Here is a 20,180-nt window from a genome sequence, read left to right as displayed (position 1 = left end):
CGCCTGCTCGGTGTTTTGCTATATATTTGATAGCTACTAGTGCATGTTGTACTGGCGCTAGCAGCTGTTTTTATGCTTAGCGAAGCACCAGCACAGGGATGTGCGAATGTGTCAGCACATGCTGCGTTTCGCTGCCCAGCAGCAGGCGCTTGAGGCCCTTGCGGCCGTGCGATGCCATCACGATCAGGTCGCACTTGTGCTTCTTGGCGGCTGCAATCACGGCTTCGGCCACCAGGTCGGACTTGGCGACCACGGCCTTCACGGTCACGCCTTGTGCGCCGCCCTGGGCTTTCACGCCATCGACCATGGCCTGTGCGGCATCGCCCCACTGGGCTTCGATGCGTTTGACGTCGTTCATGTCCACCGGCATGCCGCCTTCAAAGTAGCTGCGGGGGTAGCGGGGCACCACCTTGAGGGCGACCACGGTGGCGCCGGTCAGTGCGGCCAGGGACAGGCCATGTTCCACCGCTTTGTCCGACAGAGGGGATCCGTCTGTAGCGATCAGGATGCGTTTGTACATAAAAGGGCTCCTCAAAGTGATGGAACAAGCTTAGGATGAATCATGTTCCGGGGCTTGATCCAGGTCAATGTAGTTGTCATGCCCCACAGATAGGCTTGAACCATGTCCATGTTTCAACCCGGTGCGCCGGCTTCTTCTGCGGTGCATCCTTCTGACAGCGTGGCAGATCCGTTGCCGCCGCAGCGGGTAGAGCTGCTGGATGACCCCCAGGAATGGCTGGCGTTCGGCCGACCCTGCACCCCTGCCGGCAGCCCTTTGCCCAGCGGTGCAGCCGATAACGTCGCCGCTGACGCCGCAGCCACCGCATGGGACTCCCATGTGGTGCTGGAGGGCATGCACTGCGCGGCCTGTGCCCTCACGATCGAAGACGCCCTGCGGGCCGTGCCCGGCGTGTTGCAAGCCGATGTGAGCGCCGCTACGCGCCGGGCGCGCGTGGTGTGGCAGCCTGGCCGGGTATTGCCGTCGCAGTGGATGGAGGCCGTGCGCCACGCGGGTTACCGTGCCATGCCCGCCATGGATGCGTTTGCGCGCGACCAGCGCCTGCGCGAGAGCCGCCGTGCGCTGTGGCGCTGGCTGGTGGCGGGCTTTTGCATGATGCAGGTGATGATGTATGCGTGGCCCGCCTACGTGGCACAGCCGGGCGACCTGTCGGGCGAGATGGAGCAGCTGTTGCGCTGGGCCTCCTGGGTCATCACGCTGCCCATGGTGGTGTTTTCCTGCGGTCCATTTTTTACCAGCGCGCTGCGCGACATTCGCCTGCGCCGCGTCAGCATGGACCTGCCCGTGGCGTTGGGCATGGCCATCACGTTCGTGGTCAGCACCGCTGGCACTTTTGACCCTGCAGGTATCTTTGGCAAGGAGGTGTACTACGACTCCTTGACCATGTTCGTGTTCTTCCTGCTCACCGGCCGCTGGCTGGAGCTGCGCCTGCGGGATCGCACGGCGGGTGCGCTGGAGGCCGTGATGAACCGCCTGCCCGACAGTGTGGAGCGGCGCGCGGCGGATGGCAGCTTCACCCGCGTGGCCACGCGGCGCATTGTGGTGGGGGACACCATCCGTGTGCTGCCCGGCGAGGCGTTTCCTGCCGACGGCCGCATCACAGCAGGCAGCACCCACGCCGATGAGGCTCTGCTGACGGGCGAATCCACACCCGTTGCACGCCCTGTCGGCAGCACCGTGACGGCGGGCAGCTACAACCTGCAGGCGCCGGTCGAGGTGCTGGTGGAAGGCACAGGTGGGCAAACCCGCTTTGCGCAGATCGTGGCACTGATGGAGAGCGCATCGCTGCAAAAGCCACGGCTGGCGCAGCTGGCGGACCGCATTGCACGGCCTTTCCTGGTCGCCGTTTTGCTGGCGGCGGCGCTGGCGGCTGCCTATTGGTGGCCGTCGGACCCCGGGCATGCGCTGATGGTGGCGGTGGCCGTGCTCATCGTCACCTGCCCGTGCGCGTTGTCACTGGCCACCCCGGTGGCCATGCTCACGGCGGCAGGCACGCTGGCGCGCCACGGCGTGCTGGTGCGCAATCTGCAGGGGCTGGAGGCGCTGGCCCAGGTAGACACCATGGTGTTTGACAAGACCGGTACGCTGACCCGCGACGGCATGGCGCTGCAAGCGGTGCATCCTGCGGGCGGTTGCAGCGCAGAAGAGGCACTGGACCTGGCCGCAGCGCTCGCGCGCCAGTCCATGCACCCGGCTTCGCGGGCCTTGGCTGCGGCGGCTTCTGCACAGCAGCTGCCGTTGGGGCGTTGGCAGGTGACGGGTCTGCAAGAGGATGCAGGGCAGGGGCTGACTGCTACCGTGGAGGACACCACCGGGGCAGCAGTTGCTCGCACGATCCGCCTGGGCTCTGCCCGCCATGCGGGCGTTGCCAACGATGCCGGCGGTGCTGCGCTGCAGGTCGTGCTCTCTGAGCAATCGGCAGATGGAGTCTTGCGCGAACTGGCCCGCTTTGATCTGGTGGAAGACCTGCGGGCTGAGGCCTCCGCCGTGGTGCACGCCTTGCAGCAGGACGGTGTGGCCGTGCAATTGCTGTCGGGTGACCGCCGGGGTGCAGTGCAGCGGGTGGCCACGCAGGCGGGCATTGCCCAGGCCCAGGGCGAGTGCACTCCGCAAGGCAAGCTGGCCGCGCTGCAGGCACTGCAGTCGCAAGGACACCACGTGGCCATGGTGGGCGATGGCCTCAATGACGGCCCGGTGCTTGCGGGGGCCCATGTCTCTTTTGCCTTCGGCCGCGCAGTGCCACTGGCGCAGTCCCGGGCGGACTTTGTGGTGCTGGGCGACAGCCTGGTGCTGGTGCCGCAAACGGTGCTGCTGGCACGCCGCACCCTGCGCGTGGTGCGCCAGAACCTGTGGTGGGCTGCGGCCTACAACGCGCTGTGTGTGCCGCTGGCGGTGCTGGGCTGGATGCCCGCCTGGCTGGCCGGGCTGGGCATGGCGCTGAGTTCGCTGCTGGTGGTGCTCAACGCAGCGCGCCTGGCGCGCGACCTGCCTTCCTTGCCTGGTTTGCACAGTGCGCCATTGCCCACGGTGGCGTTGCCTGCACGATCCGACCCCATGGCTGGCAGCGCGCCGCAGCCGCCCCTTGATCTTTCCAAGACCCCGCTGGAGCTTGTCTGATGGACATACTTTATTTGCTGATTCCTCTGTCCGTGATGCTGGTGCTTCTGATTCTGGGAGGCCTGTGGTGGGCCGTGTACCACGGCCAGTTCGAGAGCGTAGAACAAGAGGGGGAGCGCATTCTCCGAGACGGTTGACTTGTGTCAATGCCCGATAGCCGCGACTGCAACAAACTCTTACTGCAATACAAAGAGGTGCCCGATGGATTTTCCAAAAACAAATGCTGCGCACTACAACGATACGGTAGTGCGGCAGTTCTCTATCCTGGCCGTGGTGGTGGGGGTGGTCGGCATGCTGGTGGGCGTCATCATCGCCGCCCAGTTGGCCTGGCCAGAACTCAACTTTGGCATTCCGTGGCTGAGTTATGGCCGCTTGCGACCCTTGCACACCAATGCGGTGATCTTTGGTTTTGGCGGCAGCGCGCTGTTTGCTACCAGCTACTACGTGGTGCAGCGCACCTGCCAGGTCCGGCTTTTTGCCGGCCCACTGGCTGCATTCACCTTTTGGGGCTGGGTGCTGGTCATTGCGGCAGCGGTCGTCAGCCTGCCCATGGGTTACACCCAAGGCAAGGAATACGCTGAACTTGAATGGCCCATTGACATCCTGATCACGCTGGTCTGGGTGTCCTATGCCATCGTGTTCTTCGGAACCATTGGCACCCGCAAGGTCAAGCACATCTATGTGGCCAACTGGTTCTTTGGTGCCTTCATCCTGGCCGTGGCTCTGCTGCACCTGGTGAACAGCGCAGCCATCCCTGCGGGCATGATGAAGAGCTACTCGGCCTATGCCGGTGTGCAGGACGCCATGGTGCAATGGTGGTACGGCCACAATGCAGTGGGCTTCTTCCTGACCGCTGGCTTCCTGGGCATGATGTACTACTTCATCCCCAAGCAGGCGGGCCGTCCGGTGTACAGCTACCGCCTATCGATCGTCCACTTCTGGGCGCTGATCTTCACGTACATGTGGGCGGGCCCACACCACCTGCACTACACCGCGCTGCCTGACTGGACGCAATCGGTGGGCATGGTGTTCTCGCTCATCCTGCTGGCCCCCAGCTGGGGCGGCATGATCAACGGCATCATGACCCTGTCGGGCGCATGGCACAAGCTGCGTGACGACCCCATCCTCCGCTTCCTGATCGTGTCGCTGTCGTTCTACGGCATGTCCACGTTCGAAGGCCCGATGATGTCCATCAAGACCGTCAATGCCCTGAGCCACTACACCGACTGGACCATTGGCCACGTGCACTCCGGCGCCCTGGGCTGGGTGGGTCTGATCTCGATGGGTTCGCTGTACTACCTGGTGCCACGCCTGTTCGGCAAGGACAAGATGCACTCTGTCAAAGCGATCGAGCTGCACTTCTGGATGGCCACCATCGGCATCGTGCTGTACATCGCAGCGATGTGGATTGCCGGCGTGATGCAGGGCCTGATGTGGCGCGCGGTCAACCCCGACGGCACCCTGACCTACACATTCGTGGAAAGCGTGAAGGCCACCTATCCCTTCTATGTGATCCGTGTGGCGGGTGGCTTGCTGTACCTGGGCGGTATGCTGGTCATGGCCTGGAACGTGTGGCTGACTGCCATCTCGGGCCGTTCGGTCAAGGTGGCCATTCCTGCTGTGAACGCGGCCCACGCTTGAGTCCGAAGGAGATCATTCATGTCCAACAACAACACATCTGCTTCGACCGGTTTCTCCCATGAAAAGGTGGAGACCAACAACTTTCTGATGATCGTGCTCATCCTGATCGTGATCGCCATTGGCGGTCTGGTCGAGATCGTGCCCCTGTTCTTCCAGAAGTCCACGACCGAGGCGGTCAAGGGTGTGGAGCCCTACAACGCCCTGCAGCTGGCGGGCCGCGACATCTACATCCGCGAGGGTTGCTACAACTGCCATTCGCAGATGATCCGCCCCTTCCGCGCCGAGACGCTGCGCTATGGCCACTACTCGGTGGCAGGCGAGTTTGTGTATGACCACCCCTTCCAGTGGGGCAGCAAGCGCACTGGGCCTGACCTGCACCGCGTGGGTGGCAAGTACAGCGACGAATGGCATCGCATCCACCTGAACAACCCCCGCGATGTGGTGCCCGAGTCCAACATGCCCGCGTACCCCTGGCTCGAAAAGAACCAGGTGGACCCTGCAGTGATGGCTCCCCGCATGAAGGCCCTGCGCACCGTGGGCGTGCCTTACACCGACGAGCAGATCACTGCTGCGGCGGGCGAGGTCAAGGGCAAGACGGAGCAGGACGCGCTCATCGCCTACCTGCAAGTCATGGGCCGTGCGCTCAAGTAAGCAAAGGAGATATCCCATGGACATCACCACCATGCGCATCGTCGCCACCCTGGCATCGATGGCCTGCTTCATTGGCATCTGGGTCTGGGCCTACCGAGGCCGCAACAAGGCCCGGTTCGACGAGGCAGCCCAGCTGCCTTTCGAGACAGATTGACCTTCACCAGAACGAGAACACCCCATGAGTGACTTCACCAGCAATTTCTGGTCGGTCTTTGTGACCACGCTGACCCTGGTCGGCATCATCGCCTGCGGCATCCTGCTTTGGATGGCAGGCCGCAAGAAGGTGGTTGCCACCTCCGACAACACCACCGGCCACGTCTGGGACGAGGACCTGGTTGAAATGAACAACCCCCTGCCGCGCTGGTGGGTGTGGCTGTTCGTCATCACCATCGTCTTTGGCCTGGGCTACCTGGCTGCCTACCCAGGTCTGGGCAGCTTTACCGGCAAGCTCAACTGGACGCAAAAGGGGGAGTACGAAGCCGAAATGGCCAAGGCCAAGACGGAGCTGGAGCCCCTGTATGCCCGCTTTGTATCCATGAAGCCCGAAGACGTGGCCAAGGACCCGCAGGCCCATGCCATTGGCGAGCGCTTGTTCATGAACAACTGCGCGCAGTGCCACGGCTCGGATGCACGCGGCAGCAAGGGCTTCCCGAACCTGACGGACAACGACTGGCTGCATGGCGGCACACCCGAAAAGATCCGCGAGACGCTGGAGAAGGGCCGCATCGGCAACATGCCTCCCATGGCAGCGGCCGTGGGCACCCCAGAAGACGTGCGCAACCTGTCGCATTACGTGTTGAGCCTGTCGGGTAGCCCGCACGACTCGCTGCGTGCATCGCTGGGCAAGTCCAAATTTGCGGCTTGCGCGGCCTGCCACGGCATGGATGGCAAGGGCAACCAGGCACTGGGTGCACCCAATCTGACCGACGATATCTGGCTGCATGGCTGGGGCGAGGCTGCCATCACGGCCATGATCAACAACGGAAAGGTCAACCAGATGCCTGCACAAGCCGAGAAGTTGACCGAGGCGCAGATCGGCGTACTCTCTGCCTATGTGTGGGGCCTGTCGAACAAGCAGGTGGCTGCACGTTGATATGTCCACCGGGCGGTGCTTGAGGCACTGCCCGGGTTTCCTTTTCAAAGTAAGCCTGTCCTCCGTTCATAAAGCGACACCATGAGCACACCCAGCGAGCCTGCTCGCAAGGTCATCCCGATTACGCCAGTCGCCGCCGATGCGTCCTCTGCGGGCGAGATCATCTCGCTGTACGAAGCGCAAAAGAAGATCTACCCGCGCTCGATCAGCGGATTGTTTGCGCGCTGGCGTTGGGGCATGGTGCTTTTGACGCAGCTGGTGTTTTACGGGCTGCCGTGGTTTGAATGGGGCCAGCGCCAGATGGTGCTGTTTGATCTCGGGGCTCGCAGGTTCTACATCTTTGGCCTGGTGCTCTATCCGCAGGATTTCATCTATCTCACCGGCCTTCTGATCATTTCGGCGCTGTCGCTGTTCCTCTTCACCGCCGTGGCAGGGCGCCTTTGGTGTGGCTTTGCCTGTCCGCAGACGGTGTACACCGAAATGTTCATGTGGATCGAGCACAAGATCGAAGGTGATCGCAGTGCCCGCCTCCGTCTGGACAACGGTCCCTGGACGTTCGAGAAGATCCGCAAAAAGTTTCTCAAGCAGGTGGTGTGGATCGCCGTGGCCCTGTGGACCGGGTTCACTTTCGTAGGGTACTTCGTGCCCATCCGCGAACTGGGCAGCGAGCTGCTGGCGTTTGAAGGCGGCTGGCAGATTTTCTGGGTGCTGTTCTACGGTTTTGCCACCTACGGCAACGCAGGCTTCATGCGCGAGCAGGTCTGCAAGTACATGTGCCCCTATGCGCGCTTTCAGAGCGCAATGTTTGATAAAGACACGCTCATCGTCACCTACGACCCTGAGCGTGGCGAGCAGCGCGGCCCGCGCAAGAAGAACATTGACTACAAGGCCCAGGGGCTTGGCGACTGCATTGACTGCTCGCTGTGTGTGCAGGTCTGTCCGGTGGGCATCGATATCCGCAAGGGCTTGCAATATGAGTGCATTGGTTGCGGGTTGTGTGTGGACGCCTGCAATACGGTGATGGACAAGATGCAGTACCCGCGTGGCCTGATCCGCTATTCCACCCAGAACGGCGTGGCCAAGCGCTGGACGCAGTCCCAGATGCTGCGTCGCGTGTTGCGTCCCCGTGTGCTGATCTACACCGCCGTGCTGGTAGCACTGTGCGTTGCCATGCTGGCCAGCCTGGTGGTGCGCACGCCGCTGAAGGTGGATGTCGTGCGTGACCGGGCCGCGCTCTCGCGCATTGTGGCGGGGGGCAAACTGGAGAATATTTACCGGCTGCAGATCATGAATGCCACGGAGGGCGAACAGCGCTACCGCATCAGTGCGCGTGGACTGGAGGGGCTGGAGGTGGCCTCCGAGGTCGAAGTGGATATTGGCGCAGCAGAGTCGCGCTGGGTGGCCGTGCGTTTGCAGATTCCGTACGGTTCCGCCACGTCGGGCTCGCATGCGGTTCAGTTTGACGTGCAGGCCGTAGGGGCAGCTGCCCACGTGACGGAAAAATCCGTGTTTCTTGTGCCGCGTTGAGCGGCATCCCGGTGGGGCCTTTCAGGGCCGCACTTTGACCGATATTGTTGAGGAGTAGAGCACCATGTCTTCAAACCCTGCCATCGCTACACCGGCAGTTCCCGTGCCCTGGTGGAAGTTCGGCCATGTGTGGCTGGTGATTGCCGGGCCTGCCATCGTGATCGTGGCTGGCTTTGTGACGCTGTGGCTGGCGATTTCTCGGCCTGACCCGGTGGTGGCCGAGGATTACTACCGCCAGGGCATTGAGATCAACAAGACCTTGGTGGCGCCGGAGAAAAGCCTGGCACCGGCCCTCAAGGCCCGCAACCATGCGGCCACCCCCGTGCAAGACCAACCACGCTGACAACCCGCCGGTCGCTGCCCCCAGCGACCCCAGGCAGCACCAGGAGACAGAACCGATATGTGGACGCAACGCCTGATGTGGATTGCATGGCCCGCCTTCTTGATGGCGGGCGTGCTGGAGATGCTGGTTTTTGCCATGGTGGACCCCCAGGACCTGCACTGGTTCGGCCAGCCCCTGGCGCTGTCACGGCAAGGGGTGTACACCCTCGCATTTTTTGTGTTTTGGGCCATCACCATGGCCACGAGCGCATTGACGACACTGCTGTCCATGTCTCCGTTCGAGGTCAACCGGTGCCCGGTGCCCGATGGGGAGCGCCCCGACGATTGCCGCAAGACTTCGTCCTGCCCCTGAACCCTTTTCGCCTGCTTGTCTGGGCATGCAATGCATGCCGTTTCGCAAGAGATGGTTGTACTTTGTGCGGAACCGACCCTCTGCGTGGAAGTGGCTCGGTGTCAGTGTCGTCAGTGGCAGGTCTGCTGGCTGTTCACGATGCGTCGCAGGGCATCGGTGTCGAGAATGCGCACATGGCGCTGTTTGACTTCCACGATCCCTTCTTCCACAAACTTGGAGAAGGTCCGGCTGACCGTTTCGAGTTTGAGGCCGAGGTAGCTGCCGATTTCTTCGCGCGTCATGCGCAACACCAGTTCCGACTGCGAGAAGCCCCGTGCATGCAGGCGCTGCACCAGGTTCAGCAAAAAGGCGGCCAGGCGTTCCTCGGCACGCATGCTGCCCAGCAGCAACATCACGCCGTGCTCGCGCACGATCTCGCGACTCATGATTTTGTGCACGTGGTGCTGCAGGGCTGTGACTTCGCGTGACAGCTCTTCAATGCGGTCGAAGGGCATGACACACACTTCGGCGTCTTCAAGTGCCACCGCATCACAGGTATGGTGGTCATTCACGATGCCGTCGAGCCCGATGATCTCGCCCGCCATCTGAAAGCCCGTGACCTGGTCGCGACCGTCTTCCGTGGCCACGCAGGTCTTGAAGAACCCGGTGCGGATGGCATACAGGGACGTGAAGGACTCGCCATTGCGAAACAGCGTGCCTCCGCGTTTGACTTTGCGACGGACGGCAACCACCTCGTCAATGCGCTGGAGCTGCTCTTCGTTCAAGCCCACGGGCATGCACAGCTCGCGGAGGTTGCAGTTGGAGCAGGCGACTTTGATGGTGAGCGGGTTCATAGGCACATGGACTTGGGTTGTTGGTCGAGCATATCGTGCTTGCCGTACACGAACCTGAATACAGGGCGCGGGCGAGCGGCTGACCTTCATCAAATTGTCGCCGTATCGCTTGTTGGTTCACTTGATGCAGGTCAAGGACATGTCCCGGAGCCTACGGCACAGTCAAGGTGTACGCAAGGAAATTTCCCCATGACTGCTGTTTCGCCAGATCTTCTGCGCCGCTTTGACGTGCCAGGGCCCCGTTATACGTCCTATCCAACGGCCGACCGATTTGTGGAGGCCTTCGGTCAGGAAGATTATGTGCTGGCGCTGCAACAGCGCCGTTCGGGCACGCTGGCCAAGGCCATGCCGCTGTCCCTGTACGTGCACATCCCGTTTTGCGAATCCCTGTGCTACTACTGCGCCTGCAACAAGATCATCACCAAACACCATGACCGCGCCGAGGTCTACTTGCGCTACCTGAGCCGCGAGATCGACCTGCACACCGCGCACTGTGGCGTAGGACAGGTGGTGAGTCAATTGCACCTGGGCGGTGGCACGCCCACCTTCCTCTCCGATGCGGGCTTGCGGGAGCTGATGGCCATGCTCAAGCGCAGCTTCACGCTGGCGCCCGGTGGCGAATACTCGATCGAAGTGGATCCGCGCACGGTCAACTCCGAGCGTCTGGCGCTCCTGGCTGAATTGGGCTTTAACCGCCTGAGTTTTGGCGTGCAGGACTTTGATGCCGAAGTGCAAAAGGCCGTGCACCGCATTCAGCCTGCAGAGCAGGTTTTTGCACTGGTGGAGTCCGCCCGCTCGCTGGGCTTTGATTCGGTGAACGTGGACCTGATCTACGGCCTGCCGCGCCAGACGCCAGAGTCTTTTGACCGCACGCTGGCGCAGGTGGCGCAGCTGCGGCCTGACCGTATTGCGTTGTATGCCTATGCACACTTGCCGGAGCGTTTCAAGCCGCAGCGTCGCATCATCTCCGCCGAATTGCCCACGGGCGCGAGCAAGCTGTCCATGCTCTCGCGCTCACTCGATGCGTTCATGGACGCTGGGTATGTCTATGTGGGTATGGACCACTTTGCTCTGCCTACCGACGCACTGGCTGTGGCCAAGCGCCAGGGACGCTTGCACCGCAACTTCCAGGGCTACAGCACGCAGCCAGACTGCGACCTGATTGGGCTGGGCGTATCGGCCATCGGCCGGGTAGGGGCGACTTACAGCCAGAACTCCAAGACGCTGGACGAGTACTACGACTTCCTGGACCAGGGGCGGCTGCCTGTGGTCCGCGGGCTGGCCCTGACCCGCGACGACCTGGTGCGCCGCGCGGCCATCATGGCCCTGATGTGCCAGGGCGAGTTGCTGTTCGAGCCGATGGAGCAGGCGTGGCTGATCGATTTCCGCCAGTACTTCGCAGCAGAGTTGGCGCAGCTGGAGGGTATGCAGGAGCAGGGGTTGGTACGGGTGGGGCCGGAGGGCATTGAAGTGACCGCCACCGGGTGGTTCTTCGTGCGCGGTATCGCCATGGTTTTTGACCGTTATCTGCAGGCGGACCGCAACCGCGCCCGGTTTTCGCGCATCATCTGACACCTATGCTTGCCACGGTTGGCTGGACTGCTTTGCTCATGGGACTCGCCGGCGGGTCCCATTGCTTGGCCATGTGTTCCGCGCCCTGCGGAGCGTTGGTGCGGCAGGGCGGCGCACCACAGGCGGACGGTGGTGCGGAGCAGGAGGTGCGCTGGGCGCCGCGTGGCGGTGCGCTGCAGCGCACCATGGCCTTTCACGCAGGGCGCCTGGTGGGGTATGCCAGCGCAGGTGCACTGGCGGCCTTGGCCATGGACAGTCTGGCATGGCTGACCCAGCAGACTAGCGCGCTGCGTCCCGCCTGGACACTCATGCATGTGGCGGTGATGGCCTGGGGGCTCATGATGATGGTGCAGTCGCGGCAGCCTGCCTGGGTGGAGCAGGCGGGCCGCTCCGTGTGGGCGCGTGTTCGTCCGCTGGTCGGGGCTCCGGGCGGAGTGATGGCGGCCGGGGTTCTGTGGGCCCTGATGCCTTGTGGACTGCTCTATTCGGCCCTGTTGGTCGCGGCGCTCAGCGGGGGGGCGCTGGAGGGGGCCCTCACCATGGCTCTGTTTGCAGTGGGCAGCGGGGTGTGGCTGGTGGGCGGCCCCTGGGCTTGGAGCAGCCTTCGCAACCGGCTGAACCTCGCGCGGGCGCAGTGGGGCACGAGGGCCGCAGGCGCCATGCTGTGCGCGGTAGCTGCCTGGGCACTGTGGATGGATCTCATTTACAAGCCGTCGCTCTGGTGCCGCTGAGCGCGCGGCGCTGATCCGTCCACATCCCCCCAGTCGCCCCGGGGCTGGAAGGTGGGCGATGCCTTTGTCGCGGGGACTGGGGCGGTCCAGCCAGGCCCGCTTTCAGTCAAGTGTTGCCGGATCGCTGCGCGGCCTGTCGGTTCTTCGCCACGTCACTGGAACTGGTGATAATCTGCGTAACTATTGGTGGCATTGATGTCGCCATGTATCGTGCGCCTGACGTGAACTCATCCATCCTCATCGACATCAGCCAACTGCGTGTCGGCATGTACATCCAGCTCGACGTGGGCTGGATGCATCATCCGTTCCCGATCAGCAGTTTTCGGGTGGCGTCGTCGGATCAGATCACCACCTTGCGGGAGCTGGGACTGACCGAAGTGCGTTACGTCCCCAAGAAGAGCGATCCTGAACTCCCGGAGCTGGTGCCGGCCGCCTGGAGCGTGCCTGAAATGACAGTGCCGCCGCCCAACGGCCTGGATGCGCCCGCGTCTGGCACGACCACTGTCGTGGACCCCGAAGCACAGCGTCGCCGTGAGCTGCTGGAAGCGCAAAACCGGGCCTTGGCCGCCTGCAACCAGCGTTTCTCGGAAGCCACGCGGCAGTACCAGTCCATGGAGCGCACGGTGTCAGAGCACCCGGACCAGGCCAGGGCCAAGGGGGAGGCGCTGGTCTCTGGATGCGTGACCGAACTGCTGGAAAACGGCGACTCCGTCATCCGGCTGCTATCCGAGGGCGTGGGCGAGCGCAACGGGTTGCATCCGATCAATGTGATGGTGATTTCGCTGCTGCTGGGGCGATCCCTGGGCATGAAGAGCGAGGAGCTGCACGATCTGGGTGTGGCCGCATTGATCCACGACATTGGCAAGCTCAAGCTTCCGCCCAATCTGCGCCAGCCCACCCCGTCCATGATCCCCATGGAGCGCACGCGCTACGAGACCCACGTGGTGGAATCCGTGGCCTTGGCCAAACGTATGGGGTTTGCCGATGCGGTACTGACTGCAGTGGCCCGGCACCACGAGATGTGTGACGGCAGCGGGTTTCCCCAACGCTTGAAGGGGCCTGACCTGGGGCGCATGAGCCAGATCCTGGCCCTGGTCAATCAATACGACCGGATGTGCAACCCGGCCATGGGTGTGACGGCGCTGACCCCGCATGAGGCGCTATCCGTCATCTTTGCCCAGCTCAAGGCGCGGTTTGATTCGGTGGTCCTGGGGGCTTTCATTCGCATGATGGGGGTGTACCCGCCCGGCTCCATCGTGCAGTTGGTCAACGACCGGTATGCCATCGTGGCATCGGTCAACTCGTCGCGGCCCCTGCGGCCCAAGGTCATCGTGCACGACCCGCGCGTACCGAAGGATGAAGCGCCGATACTGGATCTGGAAACCGTACCTGAACTGGGCATACGGCGCAGCCTCAAGCCCGCGCAGCTCCCGCGTGACGCGCTGGACTACCTGTCGCCTCGACAGCGGATCTGTTACTTTTTTGAGCGAGCGGTCAGTCCCGGCCCTGACGAGGCCTCGGCGTGAACGACTTGCAATCGCTCGGATGGCTGGATGGCCTGCAGGAGGCCGTGTGGCTGCTGGATGAGACAAACCAGCACATTCTGCAAGCCAACGCAGGCGCCGAGCGTCTGACAGGGCTGTCTGCCGCCGACATGCAGGGGCGGTCTGTGCTGGATCTGGCCAGCACGCCCCAGGAGCTGGCGTTCTGGTCCGAGCCGGCCGATGTGATTGCCCAAGGCGTTCCTGCCCACACCAGTTTGCTGCGTGCCGATGGCAGTCTGGTACCGGTGCAGCGTTGCGTCCGGCGAGTGCCCTGGGGGGCGAGTGGCACCAGTGTGCTGCTGCTGACCATGCTGGACCGCAGCCGCCAGGAGACCACCGAGCGCGAGTTGGAGACATTGCTTTCTGAGTTGCGTGCCACGCTGGATTCCGCTGCCGACGGCATGCTGGTGTGTGGACTGGACCGCGGTGTGCGGGCATTCAACCAGCGCCTGGCGCAACTGTGGAACCTGCCGCGCCAGCTGCTGGTAGAGCGTGACGATGCTGCTGTATACGCCTTCATGGCGGACCAGGTCGCAGACGCCCGTTTGTATGCCGAGCGCTTGGCAGCCATCGACCGCGAGCCGACGCAAGAGAGCACCGACATCGTCGAGTTGCGCAATGGTGTGGTGCTGGAGATGCGCACGGTGCCGCAGTTCAGCCAGGGCCGTGCGGTGGGCCGGGTGTATTCGTTCCGGGACATTACCCGCCAGACCGAGGTCCAGGCCAGCCTTCGCCTGGCTGCGCGCGTGTTCGAGTCCAGTCTGGATGCGATCTTCATCGCAGACAGCCAGCACCGCATCATGCGCATGAACCCGGGGTGTGAGCGGCTCGTGGGGCCCACGGCCAAGGGTTTTGAAGGCTGTGTGGCGGCCTCGCTCTTTGGCGGTGGCTCGGATGCCTCGTTCATGGAGCAGGTGCTGCAGGGCTGGGCGCAGGATGGCTTCTGGGAAGGCGAGTTGTGGCTGCCCCGTGACAACGGCGCGTATTGTGCTGTCCAGTTGTCCTGGGTGGCCCTGCGGGATGATGAAGGGCGGCTGGTGCAAAGCATTGGCTTCATGCGCGACCTCACACTGCAGCACGCCGCACAAAAGCGAATCGAAGAGCTGGCCTACAGCGATGCCCTCACCGGTCTGCCCAACCGCCTGCTGCTGTCTCAGCGGGTGGATACCGCCATCCAGGGAGCTCGCCAGAGCGACACCGGCTTTGCGATCCTGTTTTTGGACATGGACCGATTCAAGATCATCAATGACTCCCTGGGGCACCCCTTTGGGGACCGGGTGCTGCAATTGGTGGCCGAGCGTCTGCAGACCTGTTTGCGGCAAACCGACATGCTGTGCCGCCTGGGGGGGGATGAATTTGTCATCTACCTGCACGGTGGCGACGCATCCGTTGCGGAGAGCGTGGCGCGCCGGATTCTGGACGACATGCTCAAGCCCTTCATGCTCGACAGCATGGGCTTTTCGATCCAGTGCAGCATCGGTATTGCGCTGTACCCGCAAGATGGCGCTACGCTGGACGACCTCATCAAGCAGTCCGACACCGCGATGTACCGCGTCAAGGAGCGTGGGCGCGGCAGTTATGGCTTCTACCAGCCGCAGATGAACGCCAACCTGCTCGCGCGCATGCAGATGGAACATGCGATGCGCCAGGCGCTGGGTCTGCAGCGCATGGCTGTGCACTACCAGCCTCAGGTCAATATGGCGACCGGGCGCATCACCGGCGCCGAGGCGCTGTTGCGCTGGACGGATGCAGAGTTCGGCGCCGTGTCGCCTGCCGTGTTCATTCCCTTGGCCGAAGAATCAGGTTACATCGTGACGCTGGGCGCCTGGGTGATGGAGCAAGCGGTGCGCGAGGCCGCCCTGTGGATGCACAGCGGCACGCCCATCATGATTTCCGTGAACGTGTCTGCGCTGGAGTTTCGCCAGCCCGATTTTGTGGATCGCATCACGCGCCTGCTGGCGGTGCATCAGCTGCCACCGACGTTGCTGGAGCTGGAACTGACAGAAACCATCCTGCTGCAGGACGCACAGGAGATGGAGCAGCGCCTGCGCGTGCTGGCAGACCTGGGCATTGGCCTGGCGATCGACGATTTCGGCACCGGCTATTCGAGCCTGGCCTATCTCAAGAAGCTACCCATTCACAAGCTGAAGATCGATCAGTCCTTTGTGCGCGGCCTGCCCGACGACGATGGCGACCGTGCAATTGTCAGTGCCATCATCAGCATGGGCCGCGCCATGCACATCGAAGTGGTGGCCGAAGGGGTGGAGACTGAAACCCAGCAGGCGGTGCTGCAGCAAATGCAGTGCGAGCACTACCAGGGCTTTTTGTGTGCGCCGGGGCTGCCGGCAGACCAGTTCCGCGCCATGCTGAGCCAACCCCTGCCGCTGAAGGCCCAGGGGCGTCACCGACCGCTGAGCACCTGAAGCTCCAGCGCTCAGCGACCGGAGGCTGCGGCTCGGCAGACGGCCGAGAGTCCGCCTCTGTGTCGGCCTTATACGGCCGAAACGCCCTTCCAAAGCATGTAGGCCGCCAGGCCAAACAGCAACGAGGCAAACACGCGCTTGAGCTGCTTGACGGGAAGATTGTGCGCCGCCTTGGCTCCCAGCGGGGCCGTCAGCACGCTGCAGCTGGCAATCACCCCCAGTGCCGGCAGCCAGATATAGCCCAGCGATGCCGGTGGCAAGCCGCTCACGTTCTGTCCGCCAATGGCGTAGCCGATCACGTTGGCCAGCGCGATGGGAAAACCCAGAGCGGCGCTGGTGGCCACCGCGTTGTGGATGGGCACATTGCACCAGGTCATGAAGGGCACGCTGACAAAGCCGCCACCCGCGCCGACCAGACCCGACAGAAAGCCGATCACGCCGCCTGCTGCCACCTGGCCTGCGCCACCCGGCATCTGGCGCGTGGGCGCAGGCTTCTTGTCCAGAAACATCTGCGTGGCAGAAAAGCTCACAAACAGCGCGAAGAAGACCGCCAAAAACGAGCCCTTGAGCAGTGCAAACACACCCAGGCTGGCGACGAAACCACCCAGCACAATGCCGGGCGCGAGGCGCTGGACGATGTCCCACCGCACGGCGCCGCGCCGGTGATGGGCACGCACGCTGGAGATGGAGGTGAACATGATGGTGGCCATGGAGGTGGCAATCGCCATCTTCACCGCCAAGTCAGGCGCCACCTGACGAGCGCCCAGGATGTAGGTCAGGAACGGCACCAGCAGCATGCCGCCTCCAATGCCCAAGAGCCCCGCCAGAAAACCTGTGGCCAGGCCGAGCACACCGAGTTCAACAATCAGCAAGGGATCGAGCATGGCGGGATATCAGGCAACAAAGGACAACAAAGCACGCGGAGAGCCGCGAAAAATGCCCTGTCATGGACGCAGCAGCAAGTGCTTGCAATGACAGGGCATGGGGAAGAGGGTGTCTGCGAATACCACCGAACTCTCATCCTGAACCGGGGGTTCAGGTGGGCGAGGGCAGCCTGGCGTTGGGTTCATCTGACGCGAGATGATCACGCTCACCGGACGATGTACCAAGCCCGAGCTCAATGAGCATTGGTTCAAGGAAATATAAAGCCCGACAGCTTCGCAGACCCGCCAATTGTAGGTGCTGCCAGCGGGCGCTGCGCGCTCGGGGTGATGTAAAGCCCGCAAGCGGCTGTGACGGACGGGTAGGAGGAGCGGTGTGCCTCAGCGTACCAAGGACTAGAGAAGGCGTCCGTCGTCGCCCAGAGCGTCGTCCAGACGCTGCACCAGGCTATGCAGGCGCTGCTGGTCGGTATCCGGCAGCTGGCTTTCCTGGTGCCCCACCACGGGAGCGCTGGCGCTGCCAGATGGACTTGCCACGGGCTGTGCTGCAGCCGCAAGGTCTGCGGCTTCGCGGTCGGCGATCTCGAAGGCCAGGTTCAGCGCGGCCAGTACGGCGATACGTTCCCGCGCCCGGACCTTGCCCGCATCGCGGATGCGCGTCATCGCGGTGTCCACGCGCTCCACGGCGTCCAGCAGGCGGCTTTCGTGGCCCTCGGGGCAGGTCAGCAGATAGCTTTGCTGCAGGATCTGCACCTCGATTTGCTTCATTCGGCTTCTTTCGTGAGCGGCGCGGCGGCGGGCAGGCGTTCGAGCAGGGCATCCACCCGGGCGCGTGCTGCGCTCAAGCGGGATTTGAGCGAGTCGCGCTCCTGCGTCAGTGCCGCAACTTGATCAGCCAGCAGGGCATTGGTGCGCTGCAACTCCGCATGTCGCAGCAGCAGGCGCTCCACGCGCTCGGCGATCTGGTCGGTGGGGGACGGTATTGCCATACAGCCTTGGATTGTAGGCGGTGTGACACCGAGCGGTCCCTGGCCCCAGGCTGCGGTGGTGTGCAATGCGCAACAGATACAAGTGCATTGTCGGCCGCGTGGGTGCCATGCGGAGTTGCCCACTTGATCTGGCGTGCTGGGAGCAGCTTGTAAACGGTCGTAAAATCCCGACGTTGGTGCTCGCGGTGTGGTTCACATGCCGCAGTTCAACGGGAAGCAGGGAGGCGCCGTACCACCGGTACCCGCCCAGCCTGCGCTGCCCCCGCAACGGTCAGCGGACGAATCACCTGATTCTCTCTCCATCCATAAGCCACTGGGCGCCTTGAACAAGCGCCTGGGAAGGCATTGGGGGGGTGTTCCGCCAGCCCGGATACCGGCCAACACGGTGGCTGCGTGCGCCCTTTTTTGGCGCTGCGCGGCTGTATCACCCACATGCTGGCGGGAGGCCGGCCCGGGTTGTTTGTTGACCTTGATCCCCATGAAAATCCGTACCCTTCGTGCGCGCCCTGTGGCGTCGTTGCGCCTGCCCGCCCCACGCCTGGCCCTGCTGTCACTGTTGGCTGGCAGCGCCTGCGGCACTTTCGCACAGACCGCCCTGGCCACCGGCGAGCTGCTGGCGCAAAACCTGCGCGCACCGTCGTTGTCTGAAACGGTGGTGGCAGCCACGCGCACCCCGCAGCCGCTGGCCGATCTGGTGGCCGACATCTCCATCGTGGACCGCGAAACCATCGAAAGCAGTGGCGCCACCGGTCTGGCCGACTTGCTGGCCCGTCTGCCCGGTGTGGAGTTCTCGCGCAACGGTGGCCCTGGCACCACCACTGGCGTGTTTTTGCGTGGCGCGGAATCGCGCTTTACTGCGGTGTACATCGATGGGGTGCGCATCGACTCGCAATCCACCGGTGGCGCGCCCTGGGAGAGCATTCCGCTGGGCCTCATCGACCGCATTGAAGTGCTGCGCGGTCCGGCGGGTGCTGTCTATGGCTCGGACGCCCTGGGCGGCGTGGTGCAGATCTTCACCAAGCGCGGTGAAAACGGCACGGCGCCTTACGTGGGCGTGGGCGTTGGCAGCCATAACACCACCAAGCTCGAGGCAGGGATCAGTGGTGCCAGCGGCACGCTGGACTACGCCCTGGGACTGGCGCGTGATGACAGCAAGGGCTTCAACGCGCGCCCCATCGCTGGACAGAACCCCGACCGTGACGGCTACCGCAGCACGGCAGGCCACGCGCGGGTAGGCCTGCAGGTGAACGCAGTGCATCGCCTCGAAGGCACCCTCATGCTGAACGACACCAACAGCGGCTACGACAGCGGCCTGGGCAAGGACGACCGCAACCTGCACACCATGCACGCGTTGGGCCTCAACTGGATCGCGCAGTGGAGCAGTGCCTACAAGACGCGCTTTTCCATCACCGACTCGCGCGACGAATACGAAACCCGCCCCTCGCCGTACCTGAGCGATACGCGCCTGCGCGGCTACTACTTCCAGAATGAATGGCGCCAGGGCGCACACCTGGTCACGGCGGCCCTGGAGCGCCGTGAAGATCGGCTGGAGAACAAACCCATCGACGCCAAACGCTCGCAAGACGCGCTGGCGCTGGGCTATGGCTACAACGCTGCAGGCCACACGGTGCAGCTCAACCTGCGCCACGACTCGGACAGCGAGTTCGGTGGCAAGAGCACTGGCAGCGTGGCCTACGGCTACGCCATCACCCCGCAGTGGCGCGCCACGGCGTCGGTGGGCACGGCCTTCCGTGCGCCCACGCTGTACCACCGCTTCAGCGAATATGGCGTGGCCACGCTGCGCCCCGAAAGCAGCCGCAATGCCGAAGTGGCGCTGCGCTACGCCCAGGGCAACAGCACCTTCTCTGCCACGCTGTTCCGCAACCGTGTCAGCAACCTGATTTCGTTCTCTGGCCCAGGCACGTGCCTGTCGGACTTTGGCTGCTACGCCAACACGGCCCGCGCCGAATACAAGGGCGTGACGTTTGCGGGCTCGCACCGCGTGGGCGACGTGCAATTGCATGGCTCCATTGACCTGCAACGCCCGCGTGATCTGGACACTGGCAAGCAGCTGGCGCGCCGCGCCAAGCAGCACGCCACCTTCGGCGCCGACACCCGTCTGGCGGGCTGGACCGTGGGCGCCGAAGTGCAGGCATCAGGCCGCCGCTTCGACACCGTGGCAAATACCAATGTGCTCGGCGGCTATGCGCTGGTCAACCTGTATGCCAGTACCCGCCTTGCACGCGACTACACGCTGCTGGCGCGCATCGACAACCTGGCCGACAAGGACTACCAGCTAGCCCGCACCTACGCCACCGCAGGCCGCACGGTGTACGTCGGTGTGAAGTGGGCGCCGCAGTGAAGCCCCCCCTGAGGCGCTGCGCGCCTTCCCCCCACGGGGGGACGCCACGCGTGGCCTGGCGGAGCCAGTTCCACGGTGGCACTGGCATCGTGCGTGCCAGTTT

The 20,180-nt window shown here is 63.6% G+C and carries 19 protein-coding genes and 1 riboswitch; of the genes, 14 read left to right on the top strand and 5 right to left on the bottom strand.

What is annotated here, in order from left to right; translation table 11 throughout:
• Positions 1 to 76 precede the first annotated feature (76 nt).
• The gene (locus tag IB236_RS17175) at positions 77 to 520 is read right to left on the bottom strand and encodes a universal stress protein (RefSeq protein WP_056747152.1); all 444 of its coding nucleotides are present in this window, start codon (positions 518 to 520) and stop codon (positions 77 to 79) included.
• 108 nt (positions 521 to 628) lie between these two features.
• Between IB236_RS17175 and IB236_RS17170 the strand changes: the two genes are divergently transcribed.
• The 9 genes from IB236_RS17170 to IB236_RS17130 all read left to right on the top strand — a co-directional run bounded on the left by IB236_RS17170 (position 629) and on the right by IB236_RS17130 (position 8,742).
• Positions 629 to 3,136 (top strand): cation-translocating P-type ATPase, encoded by a 2,508-nt coding sequence (locus tag IB236_RS17170; RefSeq protein ID WP_225581245.1) that lies wholly within the window; start codon positions 629 to 631, stop codon positions 3,134 to 3,136.
• Complete coding sequence (gene ccoS / locus IB236_RS17165) at positions 3,136 to 3,273, top strand: cbb3-type cytochrome oxidase assembly protein CcoS (RefSeq protein ID WP_010460651.1); 138 nt, start codon at positions 3,136 to 3,138, stop codon at positions 3,271 to 3,273. The genes IB236_RS17170 and ccoS overlap by 1 nt, the downstream gene beginning before the upstream one ends.
• 64 nt (positions 3,274 to 3,337) lie before the next feature.
• Positions 3,338 to 4,777, top strand: coding sequence for a cytochrome-c oxidase, cbb3-type subunit I (ccoN, locus tag IB236_RS17160; RefSeq protein WP_056747153.1), 1,440 nt, complete (start codon positions 3,338 to 3,340; stop codon positions 4,775 to 4,777).
• Positions 4,778 to 4,795: 18 nt separating this feature from the next.
• A complete protein-coding gene (gene ccoO, locus IB236_RS17155) occupies positions 4,796 to 5,428 on the top strand; it encodes a cytochrome-c oxidase, cbb3-type subunit II (RefSeq protein WP_056747154.1) in 633 nt (210 codons plus the stop codon).
• Positions 5,429 to 5,444: 16 nt separating this feature from the next.
• Complete coding sequence (locus IB236_RS17150) at positions 5,445 to 5,582, top strand: CcoQ/FixQ family Cbb3-type cytochrome c oxidase assembly chaperone (protein WP_015014811.1); 138 nt, start codon at positions 5,445 to 5,447, stop codon at positions 5,580 to 5,582.
• 24 nt (positions 5,583 to 5,606) lie between these two features.
• Positions 5,607 to 6,521: a cytochrome-c oxidase, cbb3-type subunit III gene (ccoP, locus tag IB236_RS17145; RefSeq protein WP_056064389.1), complete on the top strand. Its 915-nt coding sequence runs from the start codon at positions 5,607 to 5,609 to the stop codon at positions 6,519 to 6,521.
• A gap of 81 nt (positions 6,522 to 6,602) precedes the next feature.
• A complete protein-coding gene (ccoG, locus tag IB236_RS17140) occupies positions 6,603 to 8,048 on the top strand; it encodes a cytochrome c oxidase accessory protein CcoG (protein ID WP_056064386.1) in 1,446 nt (481 codons plus the stop codon).
• A 64-nt stretch (positions 8,049 to 8,112) separates the two neighbouring features.
• A complete protein-coding gene (locus IB236_RS17135; RefSeq protein ID WP_056064383.1) occupies positions 8,113 to 8,391 on the top strand; it encodes a FixH family protein in 279 nt (92 codons plus the stop codon).
• Positions 8,392 to 8,448: 57 nt separating this feature from the next.
• A complete protein-coding gene (locus tag IB236_RS17130; RefSeq protein WP_056064380.1) occupies positions 8,449 to 8,742 on the top strand; it encodes a hypothetical protein in 294 nt (97 codons plus the stop codon).
• 110 nt (positions 8,743 to 8,852) lie between these two features.
• Here the strand turns inward: IB236_RS17130 and fnr are convergent, their stop codons facing one another.
• On the bottom strand, positions 8,853 to 9,575 hold the full coding sequence (gene fnr / locus IB236_RS17125) for a fumarate/nitrate reduction transcriptional regulator Fnr (RefSeq protein ID WP_015014806.1): 723 nt from the start codon (positions 9,573 to 9,575) through the stop codon (positions 8,853 to 8,855).
• A 189-nt stretch (positions 9,576 to 9,764) separates the two neighbouring features.
• Here fnr and hemN point away from each other — a divergent pair, with 189 nt between their 5' ends.
• From hemN to IB236_RS17105, 4 genes are all read left to right on the top strand, one after another.
• The gene (gene hemN, locus IB236_RS17120; protein ID WP_056064378.1) at positions 9,765 to 11,147 is read left to right on the top strand and encodes an oxygen-independent coproporphyrinogen III oxidase; all 1,383 of its coding nucleotides are present in this window, start codon (positions 9,765 to 9,767) and stop codon (positions 11,145 to 11,147) included.
• Between the two features lie 5 nt (positions 11,148 to 11,152).
• A complete protein-coding gene (locus IB236_RS17115) occupies positions 11,153 to 11,878 on the top strand; it encodes a sulfite exporter TauE/SafE family protein (RefSeq protein ID WP_192421562.1) in 726 nt (241 codons plus the stop codon).
• Between the two features lie 203 nt (positions 11,879 to 12,081).
• Positions 12,082 to 13,404, top strand: coding sequence for an HD-GYP domain-containing protein (locus IB236_RS17110; RefSeq protein WP_192421561.1), 1,323 nt, complete (start codon positions 12,082 to 12,084; stop codon positions 13,402 to 13,404).
• Positions 13,401 to 15,845: a GGDEF and EAL domain-containing protein gene (locus tag IB236_RS17105; protein WP_192421560.1), complete on the top strand. Its 2,445-nt coding sequence runs from the start codon at positions 13,401 to 13,403 to the stop codon at positions 15,843 to 15,845. The genes IB236_RS17110 and IB236_RS17105 overlap by 4 nt, the downstream gene beginning before the upstream one ends.
• A 68-nt stretch (positions 15,846 to 15,913) precedes the next feature.
• Here IB236_RS17105 and IB236_RS17100 read toward each other — a convergent pair whose 3' ends face one another.
• The 3 genes from IB236_RS17100 to IB236_RS17090 all read right to left on the bottom strand — a co-directional run bounded on the left by IB236_RS17100 (position 15,914) and on the right by IB236_RS17090 (position 17,715).
• The gene (locus IB236_RS17100; protein ID WP_192421559.1) at positions 15,914 to 16,729 is read right to left on the bottom strand and encodes a sulfite exporter TauE/SafE family protein; all 816 of its coding nucleotides are present in this window, start codon (positions 16,727 to 16,729) and stop codon (positions 15,914 to 15,916) included.
• 393 nt (positions 16,730 to 17,122) lie between these two features.
• Entirely contained in the window at positions 17,123 to 17,494 is a 372-nt protein-coding gene (locus IB236_RS17095; RefSeq protein ID WP_192421558.1) for a cell division protein ZapA, read from the bottom strand.
• A complete protein-coding gene (locus IB236_RS17090; protein WP_015014799.1) occupies positions 17,491 to 17,715 on the bottom strand; it encodes a hypothetical protein in 225 nt (74 codons plus the stop codon). The genes IB236_RS17095 and IB236_RS17090 overlap by 4 nt, the downstream gene beginning before the upstream one ends.
• Positions 17,716 to 17,872: 157 nt before the next feature.
• Positions 17,873 to 18,112, top strand: a riboswitch (cobalamin riboswitch).
• An 81-nt stretch (positions 18,113 to 18,193) separates the two neighbouring features.
• On the opposite strand from IB236_RS17090, the gene IB236_RS17085 reads away from it, so the two are divergent.
• Positions 18,194 to 20,077, top strand: coding sequence for a TonB-dependent receptor domain-containing protein (locus tag IB236_RS17085; protein ID WP_192421557.1), 1,884 nt, complete (start codon positions 18,194 to 18,196; stop codon positions 20,075 to 20,077).
• Positions 20,078 to 20,180 lie beyond the last annotated feature (103 nt).

It is taken from the genome of Acidovorax sp. ACV02 (genome assembly GCF_014851475.1).
Taxonomy (GTDB): Bacteria; Pseudomonadota; Gammaproteobacteria; order Burkholderiales; family Burkholderiaceae_C; genus Acidovorax; species Acidovorax delafieldii.
The sequence above is the reverse complement of the archived record's forward strand: the minus strand, read 5'-3'. Positions and strand labels throughout refer to the sequence as shown.

Coding starts and splice junctions, on each gene's coding strand:
- IB236_RS17110 (WP_192421561.1), top strand. CDS start 12,082: ATGTATCGTGCGCCTGACGTGAACTCATCCATCCTCATCGACATCAGC.
- IB236_RS17130 (WP_056064380.1), top strand. CDS start 8,449: ATGTGGACGCAACGCCTGATGTGGATTGCATGGCCCGCCTTCTTGATG.
- ccoP (WP_056064389.1), top strand. CDS start 5,607: ATGAGTGACTTCACCAGCAATTTCTGGTCGGTCTTTGTGACCACGCTG.
- ccoO (WP_056747154.1), top strand. CDS start 4,796: ATGTCCAACAACAACACATCTGCTTCGACCGGTTTCTCCCATGAAAAG.
- IB236_RS17170 (WP_225581245.1), top strand. CDS start 629: ATGTTTCAACCCGGTGCGCCGGCTTCTTCTGCGGTGCATCCTTCTGAC.
- IB236_RS17095 (WP_192421558.1), bottom strand. CDS start 17,494: ATGAAGCAAATCGAGGTGCAGATCCTGCAGCAAAGCTATCTGCTGACC.
- fnr (WP_015014806.1), bottom strand. CDS start 9,575: ATGAACCCGCTCACCATCAAAGTCGCCTGCTCCAACTGCAACCTCCGC.
- IB236_RS17135 (WP_056064383.1), top strand. CDS start 8,113: ATGTCTTCAAACCCTGCCATCGCTACACCGGCAGTTCCCGTGCCCTGG.
- ccoN (WP_056747153.1), top strand. CDS start 3,338: ATGGATTTTCCAAAAACAAATGCTGCGCACTACAACGATACGGTAGTG.
- IB236_RS17150 (WP_015014811.1), top strand. CDS start 5,445: ATGGACATCACCACCATGCGCATCGTCGCCACCCTGGCATCGATGGCC.
- IB236_RS17090 (WP_015014799.1), bottom strand. CDS start 17,715: ATGGCAATACCGTCCCCCACCGACCAGATCGCCGAGCGCGTGGAGCGC.
- ccoG (WP_056064386.1), top strand. CDS start 6,603: ATGAGCACACCCAGCGAGCCTGCTCGCAAGGTCATCCCGATTACGCCA.
- IB236_RS17175 (WP_056747152.1), bottom strand. CDS start 520: ATGTACAAACGCATCCTGATCGCTACAGACGGATCCCCTCTGTCGGAC.
- hemN (WP_056064378.1), top strand. CDS start 9,765: ATGACTGCTGTTTCGCCAGATCTTCTGCGCCGCTTTGACGTGCCAGGG.
- IB236_RS17085 (WP_192421557.1), top strand. CDS start 18,194: ATGAAAATCCGTACCCTTCGTGCGCGCCCTGTGGCGTCGTTGCGCCTG.
- IB236_RS17115 (WP_192421562.1), top strand. CDS start 11,153: ATGCTTGCCACGGTTGGCTGGACTGCTTTGCTCATGGGACTCGCCGGC.
- ccoS (WP_010460651.1), top strand. CDS start 3,136: ATGGACATACTTTATTTGCTGATTCCTCTGTCCGTGATGCTGGTGCTT.
- IB236_RS17100 (WP_192421559.1), bottom strand. CDS start 16,729: ATGCTCGATCCCTTGCTGATTGTTGAACTCGGTGTGCTCGGCCTGGCC.